Genomic DNA, 17,306 nt, shown 5'->3' with positions numbered 1-17,306 from the left:
ATTAAATCAATAGCCTATTGCTAAAGCATTACCTCTACGTGGATCTGCTGCACCATAGACATATTGTCCATCAGACATTACAGACTCTGCAGCACCCATAGCAGCATAAGGAGTAACAGTGTTACCCATTTTTTTAAGTAGATTGATAGTATCCACAGATACACCCTGCTCTACACCAATTTCTTCTGGCCATAGTTGACTATGTATACGAGGATTGTTAACTGCTGATTGTAGATTCATATTATAGTCTATGATGTTTAAAATCACTTGTAATGTTGTTGTAATAATACGACTTCCACCTGGTGAACCTGTAGCTAAAAACGGCTTGCCATCTTTATCAAGAACAATTGTCGGGGTCATTGAGCTTAATGGTCGCTTATTTGGAGCAACTGTATTAGCTTCACCTTGAACTAAACCAAACACATTTGCCACGCCTACTTTTGCTGCAAAATCATCCATTTCATTATTTAACAATATACCAGTTCCTGGCACAACAATACCATTCCCATAAGAATAATTAAGCGTATAAGTATTAGATACCATATTGCCATCTTTATCAACTACACTAAATTGAGTAGTCTGAAGCTTTTCGCGATCTTCTGGATCAACTGTACTTATATCTTTACTCGGGATATGCTTATCTGTAGTGATTTTTTGAGCAATCTGTTTCGCATATTTTTTAGACAAGAATTTAGCCAAATCCATCTTAACAAAATCAGGATCTCCTAAATCAGAGTTTCTATCATTATAAGCATAGCTCATTGCATTACTCATAAGATTAATGGTTTTAGCGCTATTGTTACCATAGTCAGCTAATGGGAAGTTCTCTAGAATATTTAATAACTCTATCAGAATTACACCACCGGAGCTTGGTGGCGGCATAGAATATACTGTATAACCTCTATACGTACCTTTAAGTGGCTTCATCTCTTCGACATTGTAGTTTTTCAAATCTTGTAATGTGATTAAACCACCATTTTTAGCCATACTATCTGCTATCTTATGAGCAATATCTCCTTCATAGAAAGCTTTTTTACCTTGTTTTGCTATTAGTTTCAGACTATTTGCAAGTTCAGGCTGCTTTAAAATTTCTCCAACCTTATAAGCAGAACCATCTTTATGATAAAAAATCTTCATAGCTTCTGGTGATTTTTCAAGCCATGGTTTTGCAGTTATAAGCGACTGATTTAGGTCATAGCTTACTGGGATACCATCTTCAGCAAGCTTGATAGCTGGAGCAATAACTTGTGATAATTTCAATTTACCATATTTTTGTTGAGCATCTACTAAACCAGCTACAGTACCTGGCACACCTGAAGCACTGTATGAGCCAGAAACTTTAGCATAATCAACATCTCCCTTGTCATTTAAAAACATATCTTTAGATGCTTTTGCAGGAGCTTTTTCACGGTAGTTTACAGCTATATTCTTATTGCCATCTTGTAAGTGGATAATCATAAAGCCACCACCACCAAGATTACCAGCTCTAGGTAATGTAACAGCCAAAGCAAAGCCAACCGCAACAGCTGCATCTACAGCATTGCCACCTTGTTTTAATATATCTAAACCAACCTGACTTGCTAAAGACTCTTGAGAAGAAACCATACCATGTGTTGCAACTACTGGTTGAGCAATTTGCATCTCTTCTTGAATAGGAATAAAATCATAACCTGTTGGTACTGGTGCAGCAATCAAAGCTAAATTTGGTAAAAAAATTACCATACACATCAAACTTACAAATAGTTTTTTCACTAATAAACCTCAGTAACTATTTTTCAAACATAGTATATAAGATATCAAAAAACGATACCTTAAAAAAACTTTTTAAGCTAAACAAAAGATATTTTTTAAGACTTGTTTATAACTTAGACTAAACTTCAGTAACCTTATTTACACTAGCAAGACTACTTTTTAGAACTGGTGGAGTGTTTTGATATGCCTGGACAAAGCTTTCATCACTATAGGCAACTTCTGATTTAGTATTTTTGTTTTTAATACCTAAAACACTTAATATTGCTTGGTCACTTTGAGAACTATCAAGTGATGGATCTTTTTGTTTAAGGACTTTTGCCATACCATAGTCATAGTTCTGGAGGTAGGCATTTCTCATAGCTGCATATGGATCTACCGATACTTCTTCTAAGTTTGAATATGCCGGTAAATAAGAGACTCCTTCATTGGTATAATATAATCCATATACACTATAGTTTACAGCATAGGCTGTAAATGTACCTACTCCTGGAGCCAAAAACAAATACGACAGAGGATTAAACATAGCATCTACGCCATTACTAACTCCCTCTATCGTACCAGGTCCAAAAACTGGCCAAACAATATATGGTGAAGCATATCCTTTCTTATATACCCCCCATTTATGAAGAGTAACTGCAAAATCCTGATGATAACGCATTGGCAATCCAAACCTACTACCAGCTACATCAAAAATACCTACTATCCCAAGAGTTGTATTTTCCAAAAATCTCATACTATCATCTCCAGCATAACTCCACTCGCCTTGAAAAAGATCATTCGCTACTCGACTGGGCTCAAAAAGATTTTGAAAAAAATTAAATATACCTGTTTGTGCTGCTTCTGGCATAATGAAATTATAGGCTTTTGCTACAGGTGTCAGATCCTCATATAATTCATTATTCCAATGAAACATCTTACGATTATAGTTTTCATAAGGATCTCTATCATTAACTGGTGTCTCCCATTTAATTGAACAACCTGATAATGCTATGATAGTGGCGAGTAACAAAATACTCTTTTTTATTTTTAATTTCATGAACTTATTAAATTGATTCCTAAAAATTTCACAATTATAGCTAATAATTGCTATATATACATACTGAAGTAGTATTTTATGAAAATTTTTGACCTTTCTTGAAGCTTCTAGTCCAAAAACGCTCTATAGCAAGTGCTTCTAATAATTTATCCGAGTATTTTTGATTTTGATTTGTTATGTATGCTGTGATAATCTGAGCCGCTAATAATGATGAACATAAACCTTTTGAGCCAAATCCTGAAGATATATATAGACCTTGTTGATACTCAATATTTGGCATTTTTGATTTTGGATAGCCTTTAGACAGAGGCTTATAAAAAACTTGTTCAAAACTATTATAGTCTGCCAGCCTACCAACAAGTGGTAAATGATCAGAAGTTACACATCTCGTAGCTACTCTTGAATTAATAATTTCAACATTATAATCTTTGTCATCAAATATTTGCTTAATTTGATTAATATTAAAAACATTATCTTTCTGTCTTATATCTCCGCTAGTATCATTATTATCTCGAAATGTTGCTCCAATAACTTGTAGATTATCTTTATAATTAGGGATTATATATCCTTTATCCATAATATTATTTGAGATATCAAAACATCTTTTGATAACTGTTAGCTGTCCTTGTGATGGGTATACCGGAATATTTTGCAGCAGAGAAATATTTTTAAATAATGGATACCCTCCAGCAAATATCACAATATCAAAATCTTCAGTAAAATTATTAAATTCTAATTGCCAAGTATTATTCTCTAATTTCTTAATACCCAAGAGCTCATTATTTAATTTTAATTTAGCAGTTGATAATTTAAGCCATAGCTGACAAATACTTTTAGGTACCACAGATAAAGCATTAGGGTAATATACAGCCATGTTATGAGTATCTTTGCCAAGTAATTGCGAAAGCTCTTGATGAGATATTATTCTAGCTAAATCATCAGCTATCACTCTTTTTGTAAAAATCTTTTGATATCTATTTAGTTCTTTTTCATCACTTAATATTTGCAAGACACCCTGATTACAAATTTCGATATCATTACGATACTGATTTATAAACTCTAATAATGTACTATATCCTAGTGTATGAAACTGATCTGAAAAATTATTATCTGAAGTCAGATATGGTTCTAAAATTCCCGCATAATTACCAGAAGCTTCTGTTGCAGTATCAGAGTTTTTATCAAATATAGTTATACCAAAGTTAGCGAACCTACTTAATTCATAAGCTAATGAACATCCTGCTAGTCCAGCTCCTATAATAGCTATTTTTTTATTTAAAATCATTACCATTTTTCACAAAAAAAGTATCTCATATACTACTAGATAATGATATCTCTTTTTTCTATAATCTGTACACAAAAAATCCAAATCAAATTAAGACCTAGATAACTTTAGATCTTAATTTTCTTACTAACTTAGAAATAATTTGTACAAATCATTATTTTTTGCAATTACAACTAAATTCACACTCTTTAGCTGGAGTTACAAAGAATTAAACTTAACAATAATTTACATTTTAAAACAATAAGTAACATTAAAAGATGAATAATATATCCTAAATAACAGAAATCATTTAAATAAGGATTAAAAATGAAAAAAATTACTGGATTTATTATATGTATATCTACAGCAACCTCATTATATGCAAATAATCATTTTTGCGAAGTAAATAATCAGATGGAATTTAGAGAATTACATAGCTGTGCTTTGAATGCATACACCAATGAGAATAATAATAAAGTAAAGGGAAATGAATCACTTATAATATATAATTCTGATACAAATATAGCCTTTAAATTTGATAATAGAGTTTACTTTAAAGAGGTTGGAAGAAAAACTGATGACAACCTAGATTATGAAGATCTAGCAAGCTACAAATTCCATAAACTAACAAATGAAAACTATGCAAATGTTGACGGAAAAAATCAAAACTATACTAAAGAAACAATTATGAATAGTTTTATGGCAAAAGGTTATTTTAATGGAGTCAATTTTAAATCTAAGTTTGCTGATGAGCACGTAAGAAGTATTGCATTACTGGCAGAAGCAATCAGATTTACATCCTACTATAAAGAACTTGTGTATAATGATGGAAGTGCTACTAAAAATCCATGGAGTCAGTCTTGGGAAGTACTTGCTCACAACTGGGCTAATATAACAAATGATACTTTCAATATTCCTGCTAGCGAATACCAAATAAGAGAGTGGGTAAGGAACAGAGCAACTGAGGATCAAAGAAATCGTTATATAAAACACTTTGCATCACCAATAATTTGATGGCAGAAATTTGTACTTTAAGCACCAAAACCTCTAATGCCTTCTCTTTTACGCTTTTGTTCTGCTCTTAGCATACGGGCTTGTTTTGGATCAATAGTTAGATTTCTGTATATCTCAATTCTATCTCTATCTTCAAGGACATGATCTAGATCAATCATTTGTCCATAGATACCAACTTTAAGATTTTCGATACTGTCTAATTCAGAATAAACATCTAAGATTTTTGACTGAATAATAGCTTCTCTAACAGTCAGAGAATCATCAGACTCAACATAAAAAGACTTCTGCTCATTAGGTAAAGCATAAATGACTTCTACTTTCACTATTTATAAACCTCTTCTGCACGTTTACAAAATGCTCCCAACATCTTATCTGCAAGCCCACGAAATACTGGACCAAGAGCCATTTCCACAAATTTATTTTCAAAGGTAAACTCCATGTCCAATGATACTTTACATGAATTTTCATCTTGAGGTTCAAATTTCCAATCACCTGTTAAACTTTTGAATGGTCCATTCATAAGATTTAAATGAATATGCTCATCTTTTACCATTGTATTATGTGTAGCAAAATCCAATTTCACAAATCCTGATTTGATTTTTAGAGATGCTTTTGCTTCTGTTTCCGTGTGTTCAAAAATCTCAATATCATAGCACATCGGCAAAAATTCAGGATAGCTTTTAATATCATTTACAAGATCATACATTTGTGAAGCAGTATAATTAACAATTGCAGATTTATTAACTTTATTCATTTATTTAATCTTTTGTGTTTTGCTGATAATATATAGCGTTACATTGTATATCTTTTACAAAAAATAATAAAGTTATGAGTAAACATAAGGTTTCTCCAGCAACTATTGCTAGGAATAAAAAAGCCTTCCATGATTATACTATTCTCGAGAAATTTGAAGCTGGAGTAGTACTACAAGGATGGGAAGTAAAAAGTATCAGAGCTGGTAAAGTACAGATGATAGATAGCCATGTGCATATCAAGCGTGGCGAAGCTTGGCTTTTTAATTGTCTAATAACTCCTCTATTATCAGCATCTACTCATGTTGTAGCTGATGCTTCAGCAAATCGTAAACTATTACTTAATCGCCGTGAAATAGATAAAATCATGGGACGAATTGAGCAAAAGGGATTTACATGTGTGCCTTTAGCTATGTATTGGAAAGGTCCTCGTGTGAAAGTTGAGATAGCTCTTGCTCAGGGTAAAAAAGTTCACGACAAGCGTCAGGCTCAAAAAGATAAAGATTGGGCTCGCGAAAAAGATAGAATCTTTAAGAAGGCGCATAGATAAAATGACTGAAATAAAAATAAGCAAAACTGAAAAAAAACTCCGTCACTATATTACTAAGGCTATAGCTGATTATAAGCTTATCGAAAAAGGTGATAAGGTTATGCTATGTCTATCAGGAGGTAAGGATTCTTTTGGATTATTAAAAGTTTTGCATGGTCTTGTCAAAGATGGAACTTATGATATTGATCTTCATGTGTATACATTAGATCAGTCTCAACCTGGTTGGGATGATAGTCAACTTAGAAAATATCTTGACGATCTAGGTATATCTTATGAGATTGAAACAAAAAACACTTATGGTGTTGTTATAGATAAGGTTCCAGAGGGTAAGACTTATTGTTCGTTATGCTCGAGACTTCGTCGTGGTAACATCTACAGATATGCAAAAGAGCATAAAATGGATAAAATCATTCTAGGACATCATCGCGATGATCTGATCGAATCATTGCTAATGTCGATACTTTATCAAGGACAAATCAAGTCTATGCCACCTAAGTATATAACTCAAGATGGTGAAAATACTGTAATTCGCCCAATGGTACTAGTTCAAGAGCGAGATCTTATCGAATTTGCTAAAGAAGAGCAGCTTCCGATAATCCCTTGTAACCTATGTGGATCACAAGAAAATCTTAAAAGAAAAAAGGTTAAAAAACTTATCCAAGATCTAGCACATGAAAATCCAAAAGTACCTAGCAACATCTTAAATTCGCTTTCAAATGTATTACCTAGTCATTTGATGGATAGAGATTTACTTAATATCATACAAAACTAAATTTGCAAGTTCCTCTATCTATTCTATCATTCTGAACTAGTTTCAATCTCAATAAAATAAATACTTATCATAATATCGAGTTTTGAATTAATTAACATATATAATCACAGTACATTAGCAGTTAGTAGTCCATAAAATAAATTATTAGAAAATAAAATCAATACTATTCATCATACTACGGCTCCGACCGTAGTATCCATTAACAGAGTAGAGATGTTATCAATATCCTTTAGATCCTATGGTCAAGCCATAGGATGACATCATTTTTTCATTATGTCATTCCAAAATATTACAAAATAGAGTGATATTTTATATCTATAGAACTAACCCACATTATGAGAAAAATTAGAAATTTTAAATGTATTTGGACATGTACTTTGGTTAGCATTTGGTGCATTAGCTAGCAAAGCAGACAAATCTTTTTGGTTTGGCTCATCAGCATTTTTAGATAATGATATATACACATCAACTAGCATACCATCTTTACAATTTAGATATACTTTATTACTAGTACCTGCCCCAAAGCTTTGATTAAAAGCATTATCAAACTGTTCAATAGTTATATCTTTACCAATATTTTGGCTAAATAGCTGCTCTAATTTTGAATCATTTATTTGGTTTACAAAAGTAACTGCTTGAGTATAATATTGGTTTTGATCATGTAATTGACAAGTTCCATGCTTATACCATTCATGGCGTTGTAAACATGAAGAGTCATTATATCCTGGCATCACACTATGCAGCAACTCCATAGTTTTATCATCTAAATTTAATGGCGCATAATTACAAAAATCAGATTGTTTCTGAGCATCACAAAAACCATAATTAGTACCACAAGTATCTTGATTTGGCCAAAATCCATGTAGCGAAAAACTCTTAGCCGCTGCACTATCTACAGGTAGATTTTTACACTCTTGCTTTCCAGCACTGAAGCCATAAGTCTCACAAAATGCAGGCTGCCAACTTAAAGCTAATACATAGCTATCAGCAAGTCCAGGCTCTTGGACATATTGTTTAGCAGGAGTATCACCTCCTTCTTCAATATCTGCGATACCACAACTACTACTTACCCAGTGCAACTGGCTTTCACTAGCATTTGAAATAAATACTCTAAACCAATCAGGATTAGTATCTTTATTTTTTTCCTGAATAGAGTAAGTTTGCCCTGCAATTACATAAGTATTATCAGGGTTAGTCATTTTGTTTTTTGATATATACGCTTGACACGCCGACTCTGCTGTAAATGTACCTTTAGCAGGCACTGCGTACACTGATGTAGTAACTAATGCCAAGAAGACAATCGCTAAGGTACGAATTGTTATTTTCATATAAGTAAATTTTTGGTTAACTTCAAATAATAATTATAACTTAATTAGAAGTATTTTGAGAAACTAACTTTTGACAAATTTGTTCTAATGAAATACCTTTCTCTCTCAGTAAAACTAATAAATGAAATAATAAGTCCGCTGTCTCAGAAATTAGTTCATCTTCTGAATCTTGCTTCATTGCAGCAATTACAACTTCGACTCCTTCTTCGCCAACTTTTTGAGCGATTCTAGGTAATCCTTTTTTAAATAAACCAGTCAAATAGCTATTCTCAGGTAAATAGTCTTTTCTTTCAGCTATTAATTTTTCTAACTTGTCTATTATATACAAGGAGCTATTTTCTTCATTTTTTGTAAAACATGATTTGCTACCAGTATGACAAGTTGGGCCGTATGGTATAGCTTTGATTAGTATAGAATCATTATCACAATCGACAGCTATATCTTTTAACTCAAGAAAATTACCACTTTCTTCGCCCTTAGTCCATAAGCGTTTTTTACTACGACTATAGAAAGTTACTTTGCCAATTTCTAAAGTTTTTTCTAAAGATTCCTTACTCATATAGCCTAGCATTAAGACACTATTATCAATTGCTGATTGAATAATAGCTGGAACTAAATTATCCATTTTTTGCCAAGCTATAGACTCTATAATTTTGTTATCCATTTTGTATCCTATTTTACTATTCTTGTCGGTATATTGTTTTTAAAAAGCTCTTGTTTTAACTCAGGTATAGCAATAATATCATCATGAAACACACTAGCTGCCAAAGCACCATCAATCTCTGTGTACTTAAATACATCGATAAAATGCTGAATCTCTCCAGCACCACCGGAGGCAATAACAGGTATTGAGACATTTGATTGAACTTCTCTAAGATGCTCTAGATCATAACCACCTTTGACACCATCTTGATTCATACAATTAAGTACTATCTCACCAGCACCACGAGATTCTACCTCTTTTGCCCAACTAACGGGATCTAATAATGTCTGTACAGTCTTATCAGCACTACCTGTATATTGGCAAACTTTAAATTCACCATCAATAAATTTGCTATCAATACCAACGACCACACACTGACTACCAAATTCATAAACTAGCTCATCTATCAAATCAGGTCTAGCTAATGCTGCTGAGTTTACAGATATTTTATCTGCCCCTTCATTAAGTATAGCTCGAGCATTTTCTACAGATTTTATTCCGCCAGCTACACAAAATGGGATATTTATCTTTTTGGCTATCTCTTGTATCCATTTGATAGACAGTAGCTTATTATCAGGACTAGCACCAATATCATAAAATACTAGCTCATCAGCTCCTGCATCTGAGTATTTCTGAGCTAGCTCAATAATATCGCCAATGATTCTATGATTTCTAAATTTTACACCTTTAACAACTACGCCATCTTTGACATCAAGACATGGAATTATTCTTTTTGTTAACATTCTAAAGCCTCTTGTAGCGTAAATTTATTCTCATATAAAGCTTTGCCTATGATGACACCATAAGTATTCTGCTCTTTTAGAATTTCTAAATCTTCTAAGCTACCAACCCCACCAGAAGCCATAAACTGAATATCTGGATATATAGATGAATAGATTCTATATAGCTCAAAATTTGGACCTTGTAACATACCATCTCGAGAAATATCAGTACATAAGACATACTCAAGACCATCACCAAGATAAGTTTGTAATACCTCATCTAAAGTTGTTGTACTTGATTCTTGCCAACCATGCGTTGCTATATAAGGTATTCCTTCTTTGATAAATACATCCAAAGCTAAAACTATCTTCTCAGCACCATATTTCTCAAAAAATTTCTTGGTTAATGCTATATCCTTAACAGCTAAACTACCAACAACCACCCTATCAACCCCAATCTCCAGAAGCTTTTCAATAGTCTCAAAGTCTTTGACTCCTCCACCAACTTGTAAAGTCATATTACAGTTTTTTCTAATCTGTTGGATAGTTTCAAATTGACAAGTTTGGCCTTTTTTAGCACCATCTAAATCTACAACATGGATAAATTCAGCACCTGCTTGTTGATATGCTTTTGCAACATCTTTAGGCTCAAGCTCATAAGTAGTAGTTTTATTGAAATCACCTTTTTCTAAACGAACACATTTGCCATTTATTAGATCTATCGCTGGAAATATATTCATTTACAAAGCTCCCTGTATAAAATTCTCTAAAATCTTCATCCCAACATTACCCGACTTCTCAGGATGAAATTGAATGCCATAAAAATTATCTTTATTTACCATCGCAGTGAAATCATTTATATAGTTATTAGTAGCTATGCTAAATTGATTAAGCTCAGCATAAAAACTATGCACAAAATATACATAATCATCTTCTGCGATATCTTTAAATAGAAAATGATCCTTATTTATATTTTGTAAACTGTTCCAACCCATATGTGGAATGCTAAAACCTTGAGTTTTCTTAAAAGCTTTTACTTTTTCAGGAAAAATACCTAAACAATCTGTATTTCCTTCTTCAGAAAAACTATACATAATTTGCATTCCTAAGCAGATTCCTAATACTGGTTGTTTTAGTTGTGGGATAAGCTTATCTAAATTATATTTTTTTAGATTTGCCATTGCTGATTTAGCATGTCCTACACCAGGTAAAATTACGCAGTCTGCTTCTTTAATAACTTCAGCATCATGTGTTAGAACTATTTCTTGCCCTAATTTCTCAAAAGCATATTTTATCGAAGCAAAATTACTCCCACAACAATCTATTATCGCTATCATAACACTCCTTTTGAACTAGGAATCTCATCTATACCATTTTTGGCAATTGCTTGTTTAAGTACTTTTCCTAAGCCTTTAAAACACGCTTCTATCATATGATGAGTATTCTCACCTGTTACTTTAATATGTAGTGTTGCTTTTAGACCTTCAGCAAAAGATACAAAGAAATGCTTCACCAACTCTACTGATAAATCCCCAACCATCTCTCGATCAAAATTCGCTTCAAATGAGCAATAATTTCTGCCACTTAAATCTAGAGCAATCTCAACTAAAGCCTCATCCATAGGTAATAAAAAACCATAACGATTAATACCGTATTTATCGCCAAGAGCTTGAGCTATTGCTTGAGAAAGAGTAATTGCAACATCTTCAACACAGTGATGATCATCTATATGAAGATCACCTTTTGCCTTAATTGTTGCACTTATCCCAGCATGTTTTACAATCTGATCAAGCATATGATCAAAGAAACCAAGACCTGTCTCTATTTCTCTAGTCCCAGGAACATCTAGATTAACTTTTACAATAATATCAGTCTCATTAGTTACACGCTTGATTTCAGCTACTCTAGGCTTATTTAATATAGCTGTAGTAATATCATCCCAAGATTGATAATTTCCAACACCAAATTGAATAGGATTGACTTTAATATTATGAGCCAACTGTACATCCGTTTCTCTATCTCCAATCACATAGCTATCTTTTAGAGAAATTTTTTGCTCAACTAAATAATCCATCAACAAGCCAACTTTAGGTTTACGACAGTTACAATTTTCATGAGCAAAATGTGGACAAATCAATACATCCTCAAACTCGATACCTTGTGATTTAAATATCTTAATCATCAAATCATGTGGTGCATCAAAGTCTGCTTGAGGGAAAGAGTCAGTGCCTAATCCATCTTGATTTGATACAATTACAAGTTTAAAATCTGCTTTTTGTAATTTTTTAAGAGCATCAAAAACACCTTCAAAAAACTCTAATTTTTCGATACTGTCAACTTGTTTATCTATAGGTGGCTCAACTATTAAAGTACCATCTCTATCAATGAATAAATATTTATTTTGTTTCATATTCGCTACTTAATTTTTGTAATACTTCGATTAATCTTTTATTTTCAGATACTGTTCCTATGCTAATTCTTAAAACTTTTTCATCATTGAAAAAATGGGCCATAGAACGAACTACTATTTTGTTATCTATCAGTTTATTAAAGATACTTTCTCTAAATCTGACTAATATAAAATTAGCATCTGATGACCACAATTTATCAACAATCTTCATTTGCGATAATGCTTGATATAGATGTTCCCTTTGTTCTTTTACTTCAATAATTTGACTAGCTATATTTGCTAAATTCTCATCATCAAGCATTGCTAATATAGTACTTTCGGTAGTTTTTGGGATTGGATATGGTGCTAAGATTTTTCTCAACCAAACTATTCTATCTGAATTAGTAATTACCACCCCTAGCCTAAGACCTGCCATACCAAAAGATTTTGACAAGGTTCTTAGTACAACTAAATTTTCATATTTATTAATGATGCTAGAAACAGACTTTTCATTACTAAATTCAATATATGCCTCATCAACCACAACTACACAATTGCCAGCTAATTCAGATAGAATTTGCTCAATATCAGCTAAGGGTATAGATTTACCAGTAGGATTATTAGGAGTACATAAAAATAATAACTTACAATTATCAGGAATACTTACTAAAAGCTCTATAACATTAATCTCAAAGTCATTTTCTTCTTTTAGCTTAAGAGTCTTATAATTAACACCTTGTAATTGAGCAGCTATTTTATACATCCCAAAAGTAGGCTCGACTGCAAAAGCTGAATCTTTTTGATACTCACAATATAATCTAAATAATAGATCAATCCCCTCATCACTACCTCTAGTAACTAATAGATTGCTTGCATCAACATTATATATCTTTGCTAGTTTCTCAACCAATCTCTTTGATTGTGGCTCAGGATAACGATTATATAAATACTCATCATTATATGGTGATTCATTAGCATTTAACCAAATATCTCCATCTACTTTTAAAGAGCGTGCAGATGAGTATGCACTAAATTTTTGTAAATCTTTACGAATAAGACTTTCTGTAGTTTGATTTTGCACAATCTTTTGCATAATGTTATAAACTCTCCAAACGAATAGCTATTGCATTTTCATGAGCTTTGAGACCTTCTATATCAGCTAATCTCATTGCTATTTGACCTATATTTTTTATACCTTGTTTTGATACATTTTGGATACTTATAGCTTTCATAAAATCTATAGTTGCTAAACCGCTATAGGCTTTTGCATATCCATAAGTAGGTAACACATGATTAGATCCTGTAATGTAATCACCTAATGCTTCAGCCGCCCAAGGACCTACAAATACAGCTCCTGCATTTTCGATACTATCAATATAATTATCTGCATTCTCAATATTTAAAATAAGGTGCTCAGAAGCATACTCATTAGCTATATTAATTGCTTGGCTAAGTGTGTCTACAACAATAATTGTGCTATTTTCTAAAGATTTTTCGATGATAGCTTTTCTTTGGGCTGTACTAGTTTGCTTAGAAACTTCATCTCTAACCTTATCTGCTAAAATTTGACTAGTTGTAATTAATAAGGCTTGTGAGTCTGTGCCATGCTCAGCTTGAGCTAATAGATCTGCAGCAACAAATCTAGGATCAGCAACTTCATCAGCAACTACTAAAACCTCTGAAGGTCCAGCTGGTAGATCAATAGCCGCACCTTGGCTATCATTAGATACTTGTTGTTTTGCCTCTGTAACCCAAGAATTTCCAGGGCCATAAATTTTATTAACTTTGGATACAGTTTCTGTACCATAAGCTAGAGCAGCTATAGCTTGAGCGCCACCTAATTTATAAATCTTTGAAACCTTACAAATATCAGCTGCTATTAAAATTAATGGATGGATATTGCCTTCTTTATCACAAGGAGTAGTTACATAAATCTCTTTACAACCTGCAATTTGCGCTGGAGCTGCTAACATTATTAGCGTAGAAACTAAAGGTGCTGAACCACCAGGTACATACAGACCAACCTTTTCGATAGGCTTATAGATTTTTTTACAAACCACATCATCATTAGTATCACAAACAGTTGTTTTTGGTTTCATTACCTCATGATAGTTAGATATACGCGCAATAGAGTTTTTAACTAACTCAATATCATCTTGTGAAACTAATGAATAAGCTTTTTTAATCTCATCTGCTGAGACTTCAATATTATCTAAATCAACACCATCAAACTTAGAAGTAAACTCTAAAAGAGCTTTGTCACCATTCTGCTTAACTTCATTTAAAATATTTCTAACACCTGCAACTAAGGTTGCTTTATTAGCAGAAACTGGACGAGATAGAAGCTCTGCTTGCTTTGCTAGACTAAGTTCTTGCCAATTATATATTTCAATCATTGTAGTTACTTACTCCAACATCTTCTCAATTGGTAAAACTAATATAGAACTAGCACCAGCTGCTTTTAGCTTTTCTAAAGTTCCCCAAAAAACACCTTCTTTGGTAACTAAATGTATCGCAACTTTATTATCACCATATATAGGCATAATTGTTTGACCTTCATGTCCTGGTAAAATATGGGTAATTGTATCAACAGCATTTTTATCTATATGGAACATAATATACTTACGCTCTTGAGCATGTTTGACACCCTCAATCCTTCTAAGCAATAATTGGTAATACTCTTCAAGTTCTGCTCCAAAACTCTCATTTGAGCAAATTAAAATAGCTTGGCTTTTCATGATAGTATGAATTTCTTTAAGATTATTCTCTTCTAATGTTCGACCAGTAGAAACCAAGTCACATATAGAGCTAGACATTTGTAAGTTTGGAGCTATCTCAACTGATCCTGAAATAGATAATGGATCTAGATTTAAATTATTTTCATCTGAAAACTTCTGCACTAAATGAGGATATGATGTCGCTATACGAGTATTTTTAAGTGTACTAATATCATCACTTGCATCATTAGGTACTGCTATAGATAATCTACAGTAACCAAATCCTAATTTCTTAGTTTTGATAATGTCATTTTTCTTAGTGGTATTTTTGATACTTAATAAATACTCTTCTAAAACATTTTCACCGACTATTCCAAAATCACAAACATTACCATTAACTAAAGTTGGAATATCATCATCTCTCACAAAAAGAAAATCAATTGGAGCATTTATTGAATGGCATAACAAGTTACTTTTACTTGAGAACTCTACTTTGATACCTATTTTGTTGAATAATTCCATAGAATTGTCATATAGTCTGCCTTTTTTTTGTACAGCTACTCTTAATCTTTCTCTCATTTTAGCTCTCTCTATTAGTTTTATTATAGATAGTATTGTAACCATTAGTCCCGTAACTAAGACATCTTGCAACTCTGCTAATAGTTGTAAGGCTAACTCCTGTTTCAGCATGTATCTGCCTATAAGGCTTATCTTTTTTTAGCTCTTTAACTACTCTCCAACGTGCAGCCATTGCCATCAAATCTACAGGAGTACATAAATCTTCTAAAAAAAGCTTAGCTTCTTCGACAGAATCAAAGTTTGTAAAGACCTCATAAAGATCATGCAGATTTTCTTCATTATTTTTTATTTCAGACATTTATTATTCAATTAAACAATGTATTAATGTACTATCATAGTAGTACATAAGAACAGCAAATACAAACAAAAATATTGGCTAATATAATATATTTACTTATTAGAGAAAAATATTACAGAAATAAGGGCTTTACTCTTCTAACTCGATGCCTTTAGTCTCAGGCATAGTTGCTATGATAATAACTATAATTATAGAAGCTATTAGAGCATAAAAACTAGGAGCAACATTACCGAAATACATAACTAACGCTGCTGATACCATTGGTACAGTTCCTCCTAACAATGCATTACTTATATTATATCCAGTTGCTACACCACTAAATCTTAGATGTGTTGGAAATAGCTCATTGATTGTGACTACAAATGTCGCTGTAGCTGCTGATATTAATAACATTATCACAGTCATAATTAATGTTATAACAATTTGTGAATCTGTATTAGTCATAATATAAAACGCAGGTATTATCAAAGTCCCAATCCCAATACAAGATATTAATAATACTTTTTTTCTACCAATTTTATCTGATAGTCCACCCCATATTGGAGCTGTTGTAAAATAGAAAAACGCTGCAATCATAGACATCAGCATTGCTGTATGTACAGAATAACCCAAATCACTTTTTAGAAATGTTGGTATAAAGCCAGAAACCATATAGTATACAATTCCTAAATAGCCTGCTAAAGCAAACACAATAAAGATTTGATAAGGATATTCTTTAACTGCAGAGACTACAGGAGTATCATCTAACATCCCATCTTCTTTTGATTTAAGATACTCAGGGGACTCATCTGATGCAAACTGAAGTATCAAAACAACAATAGCTAGTATCGCTCCAACAATAAAGCAAATTCTCCAACCATAAGCATGCATCTGATCAGAATTTAAAAAACTTGTTAAGATATAGACTATAAATGTACCTAAAAAGACACCTAAGCCTGAGAAAAACGTACCAAAAGCAGTAATCAACCCACGCTTACTATCGGGTGCACCTTCACTTAATACTGCAAGTACACCATTATATTCACCACCTATTGAGAAACCTTGAATCATTCTAGCCAGGAGAATAATTATCACAGATGCAATTCCCAAACTTCCATAACCTGGAGTAAATGCTATCATAGCTGTAGATATAAACATCAATGCCACAGTAAATATTAATACATGCTTACGCCCTTTTTTGTCCCCGAGATTACCAAAGAAAATCCCGCCTATGGGTCTCATCAAATATCCAGCAGCAAACAATCCAAATGTTTTTAATATAGCAACAGAAGAATTATTATCCGGAAAAAATGTTGCAGAGATATAAATAGTTACATACGTAAATAAAGCAAAATCAAAATACTCTACAGTTGTTGCAAAACCTGCAAATATTATATTTTTGGGAGATACCTTTTTTTGCATTTCAATAATTTCAAACTTATTTTTAACTA

General features: G+C 32.5%; 19 protein-coding genes. 3 read left to right on the top strand and 16 right to left on the bottom strand.

What is annotated here, in order from left to right; all coding sequences use genetic code 11:
• Positions 1 to 6 precede the first annotated feature (6 nt).
• The 3 genes from ggt to mnmC form a co-directional block, all read right to left on the bottom strand.
• Positions 7 to 1,728, bottom strand: a complete 1,722-nt coding sequence (ggt, locus tag F7308_RS05965) for a gamma-glutamyltransferase (protein ID WP_224728139.1) — start codon at positions 1,726 to 1,728, stop codon at positions 7 to 9.
• A 142-nt stretch (positions 1,729 to 1,870) separates the two neighbouring features.
• Positions 1,871 to 2,788 (bottom strand): MlaA family lipoprotein, encoded by a 918-nt coding sequence (locus F7308_RS05960; RefSeq protein ID WP_013922952.1) that lies wholly within the window; start codon positions 2,786 to 2,788, stop codon positions 1,871 to 1,873.
• A 76-nt stretch (positions 2,789 to 2,864) separates the two neighbouring features.
• Positions 2,865 to 4,073 (bottom strand): FAD-dependent 5-carboxymethylaminomethyl-2-thiouridine(34) oxidoreductase MnmC, encoded by a 1,209-nt coding sequence (mnmC, locus tag F7308_RS05955; protein WP_041263929.1) that lies wholly within the window; start codon positions 4,071 to 4,073, stop codon positions 2,865 to 2,867.
• Between the two features lie 306 nt (positions 4,074 to 4,379).
• Between mnmC and F7308_RS05950 the strand changes: the two genes are divergently transcribed.
• On the top strand, positions 4,380 to 5,066 hold the full coding sequence (locus F7308_RS05950) for a hypothetical protein (protein ID WP_013922950.1): 687 nt from the start codon (positions 4,380 to 4,382) through the stop codon (positions 5,064 to 5,066).
• Between the two features lie 17 nt (positions 5,067 to 5,083).
• Here the strand turns inward: F7308_RS05950 and F7308_RS05945 are convergent, their stop codons facing one another.
• On the bottom strand, positions 5,084 to 5,389 hold the full coding sequence (locus F7308_RS05945) for an RnfH family protein (RefSeq protein WP_013922949.1): 306 nt from the start codon (positions 5,387 to 5,389) through the stop codon (positions 5,084 to 5,086).
• Positions 5,389 to 5,820 carry a type II toxin-antitoxin system RatA family toxin gene (locus tag F7308_RS05940; RefSeq protein ID WP_013922948.1) on the bottom strand — a complete coding sequence of 144 codons (432 nt, stop codon included), beginning with the start codon at positions 5,818 to 5,820 and terminating at the stop codon, positions 5,389 to 5,391. Before F7308_RS05940 ends, F7308_RS05945 begins: the two co-directional genes overlap by 1 nt.
• Before the next feature lie 74 nt (positions 5,821 to 5,894).
• Here F7308_RS05940 and smpB point away from each other — a divergent pair, with 74 nt between their 5' ends.
• The gene (gene smpB, locus F7308_RS05935; protein WP_013922947.1) at positions 5,895 to 6,368 is read left to right on the top strand and encodes an SsrA-binding protein SmpB; all 474 of its coding nucleotides are present in this window, start codon (positions 5,895 to 5,897) and stop codon (positions 6,366 to 6,368) included.
• Between the two features lies 1 nt (position 6,369).
• Positions 6,370 to 7,140 (top strand): tRNA 2-thiocytidine(32) synthetase TtcA, encoded by a 771-nt coding sequence (ttcA, locus tag F7308_RS05930; RefSeq protein WP_013922946.1) that lies wholly within the window; start codon positions 6,370 to 6,372, stop codon positions 7,138 to 7,140.
• A gap of 323 nt (positions 7,141 to 7,463) precedes the next feature.
• Here ttcA and F7308_RS05925 read toward each other — a convergent pair whose 3' ends face one another.
• The 11 genes from F7308_RS05925 to F7308_RS05875 all read right to left on the bottom strand — a co-directional run bounded on the left by F7308_RS05925 (position 7,464) and on the right by F7308_RS05875 (position 17,277).
• Entirely contained in the window at positions 7,464 to 8,468 is a 1,005-nt protein-coding gene (locus tag F7308_RS05925) for a ribonuclease T2 family protein (RefSeq protein WP_013922945.1), read from the bottom strand.
• Between the two features lie 40 nt (positions 8,469 to 8,508).
• Positions 8,509 to 9,132, bottom strand: coding sequence for a bifunctional phosphoribosyl-AMP cyclohydrolase/phosphoribosyl-ATP diphosphatase HisIE (hisIE, locus tag F7308_RS05920; RefSeq protein ID WP_013922944.1), 624 nt, complete (start codon positions 9,130 to 9,132; stop codon positions 8,509 to 8,511).
• An 8-nt stretch (positions 9,133 to 9,140) separates the two neighbouring features.
• Positions 9,141 to 9,914 (bottom strand): imidazole glycerol phosphate synthase subunit HisF, encoded by a 774-nt coding sequence (hisF, locus tag F7308_RS05915; protein ID WP_013922943.1) that lies wholly within the window; start codon positions 9,912 to 9,914, stop codon positions 9,141 to 9,143.
• On the bottom strand, positions 9,908 to 10,633 hold the full coding sequence (gene hisA / locus F7308_RS05910) for a 1-(5-phosphoribosyl)-5-[(5-phosphoribosylamino)methylideneamino]imidazole-4-carboxamide isomerase (protein ID WP_013922942.1): 726 nt from the start codon (positions 10,631 to 10,633) through the stop codon (positions 9,908 to 9,910). Before hisA ends, hisF begins: the two co-directional genes overlap by 7 nt.
• A complete protein-coding gene (gene hisH / locus F7308_RS05905) occupies positions 10,634 to 11,230 on the bottom strand; it encodes an imidazole glycerol phosphate synthase subunit HisH (protein ID WP_013922941.1) in 597 nt (198 codons plus the stop codon).
• Positions 11,227 to 12,303, bottom strand: a complete 1,077-nt coding sequence (gene hisB, locus F7308_RS05900; protein ID WP_013922940.1) for a bifunctional histidinol-phosphatase/imidazoleglycerol-phosphate dehydratase HisB — start codon at positions 12,301 to 12,303, stop codon at positions 11,227 to 11,229. The genes hisH and hisB overlap by 4 nt, the downstream gene beginning before the upstream one ends.
• Positions 12,290 to 13,375, bottom strand: a complete 1,086-nt coding sequence (hisC, locus tag F7308_RS05895) for a histidinol-phosphate transaminase (protein WP_013922939.1) — start codon at positions 13,373 to 13,375, stop codon at positions 12,290 to 12,292. The genes hisB and hisC overlap by 14 nt, the downstream gene beginning before the upstream one ends.
• 4 nt (positions 13,376 to 13,379) lie before the next feature.
• Positions 13,380 to 14,678 (bottom strand): histidinol dehydrogenase, encoded by a 1,299-nt coding sequence (hisD, locus tag F7308_RS05890; RefSeq protein ID WP_013922938.1) that lies wholly within the window; start codon positions 14,676 to 14,678, stop codon positions 13,380 to 13,382.
• Between the two features lie 9 nt (positions 14,679 to 14,687).
• Positions 14,688 to 15,578, bottom strand: coding sequence for an ATP phosphoribosyltransferase (hisG, locus tag F7308_RS05885; protein WP_013922937.1), 891 nt, complete (start codon positions 15,576 to 15,578; stop codon positions 14,688 to 14,690).
• Position 15,579: 1 nt separating this feature from the next.
• On the bottom strand, positions 15,580 to 15,876 hold the full coding sequence (locus F7308_RS05880; RefSeq protein WP_013922936.1) for a YerC/YecD family TrpR-related protein: 297 nt from the start codon (positions 15,874 to 15,876) through the stop codon (positions 15,580 to 15,582).
• A 129-nt stretch (positions 15,877 to 16,005) separates the two neighbouring features.
• Entirely contained in the window at positions 16,006 to 17,277 is a 1,272-nt protein-coding gene (locus tag F7308_RS05875) for an MFS transporter (RefSeq protein ID WP_041263927.1), read from the bottom strand.
• Positions 17,278 to 17,306: the final 29 nt, after the last annotated feature.

The organism is Francisella salina, from assembly GCF_000219045.1.
Taxonomy (GTDB): Bacteria; Pseudomonadota; Gammaproteobacteria; order Francisellales; family Francisellaceae; genus Francisella; species Francisella salimarina.
The sequence above is the reverse complement of the archived record's forward strand: the minus strand, read 5'-3'. Positions and strand labels throughout refer to the sequence as shown.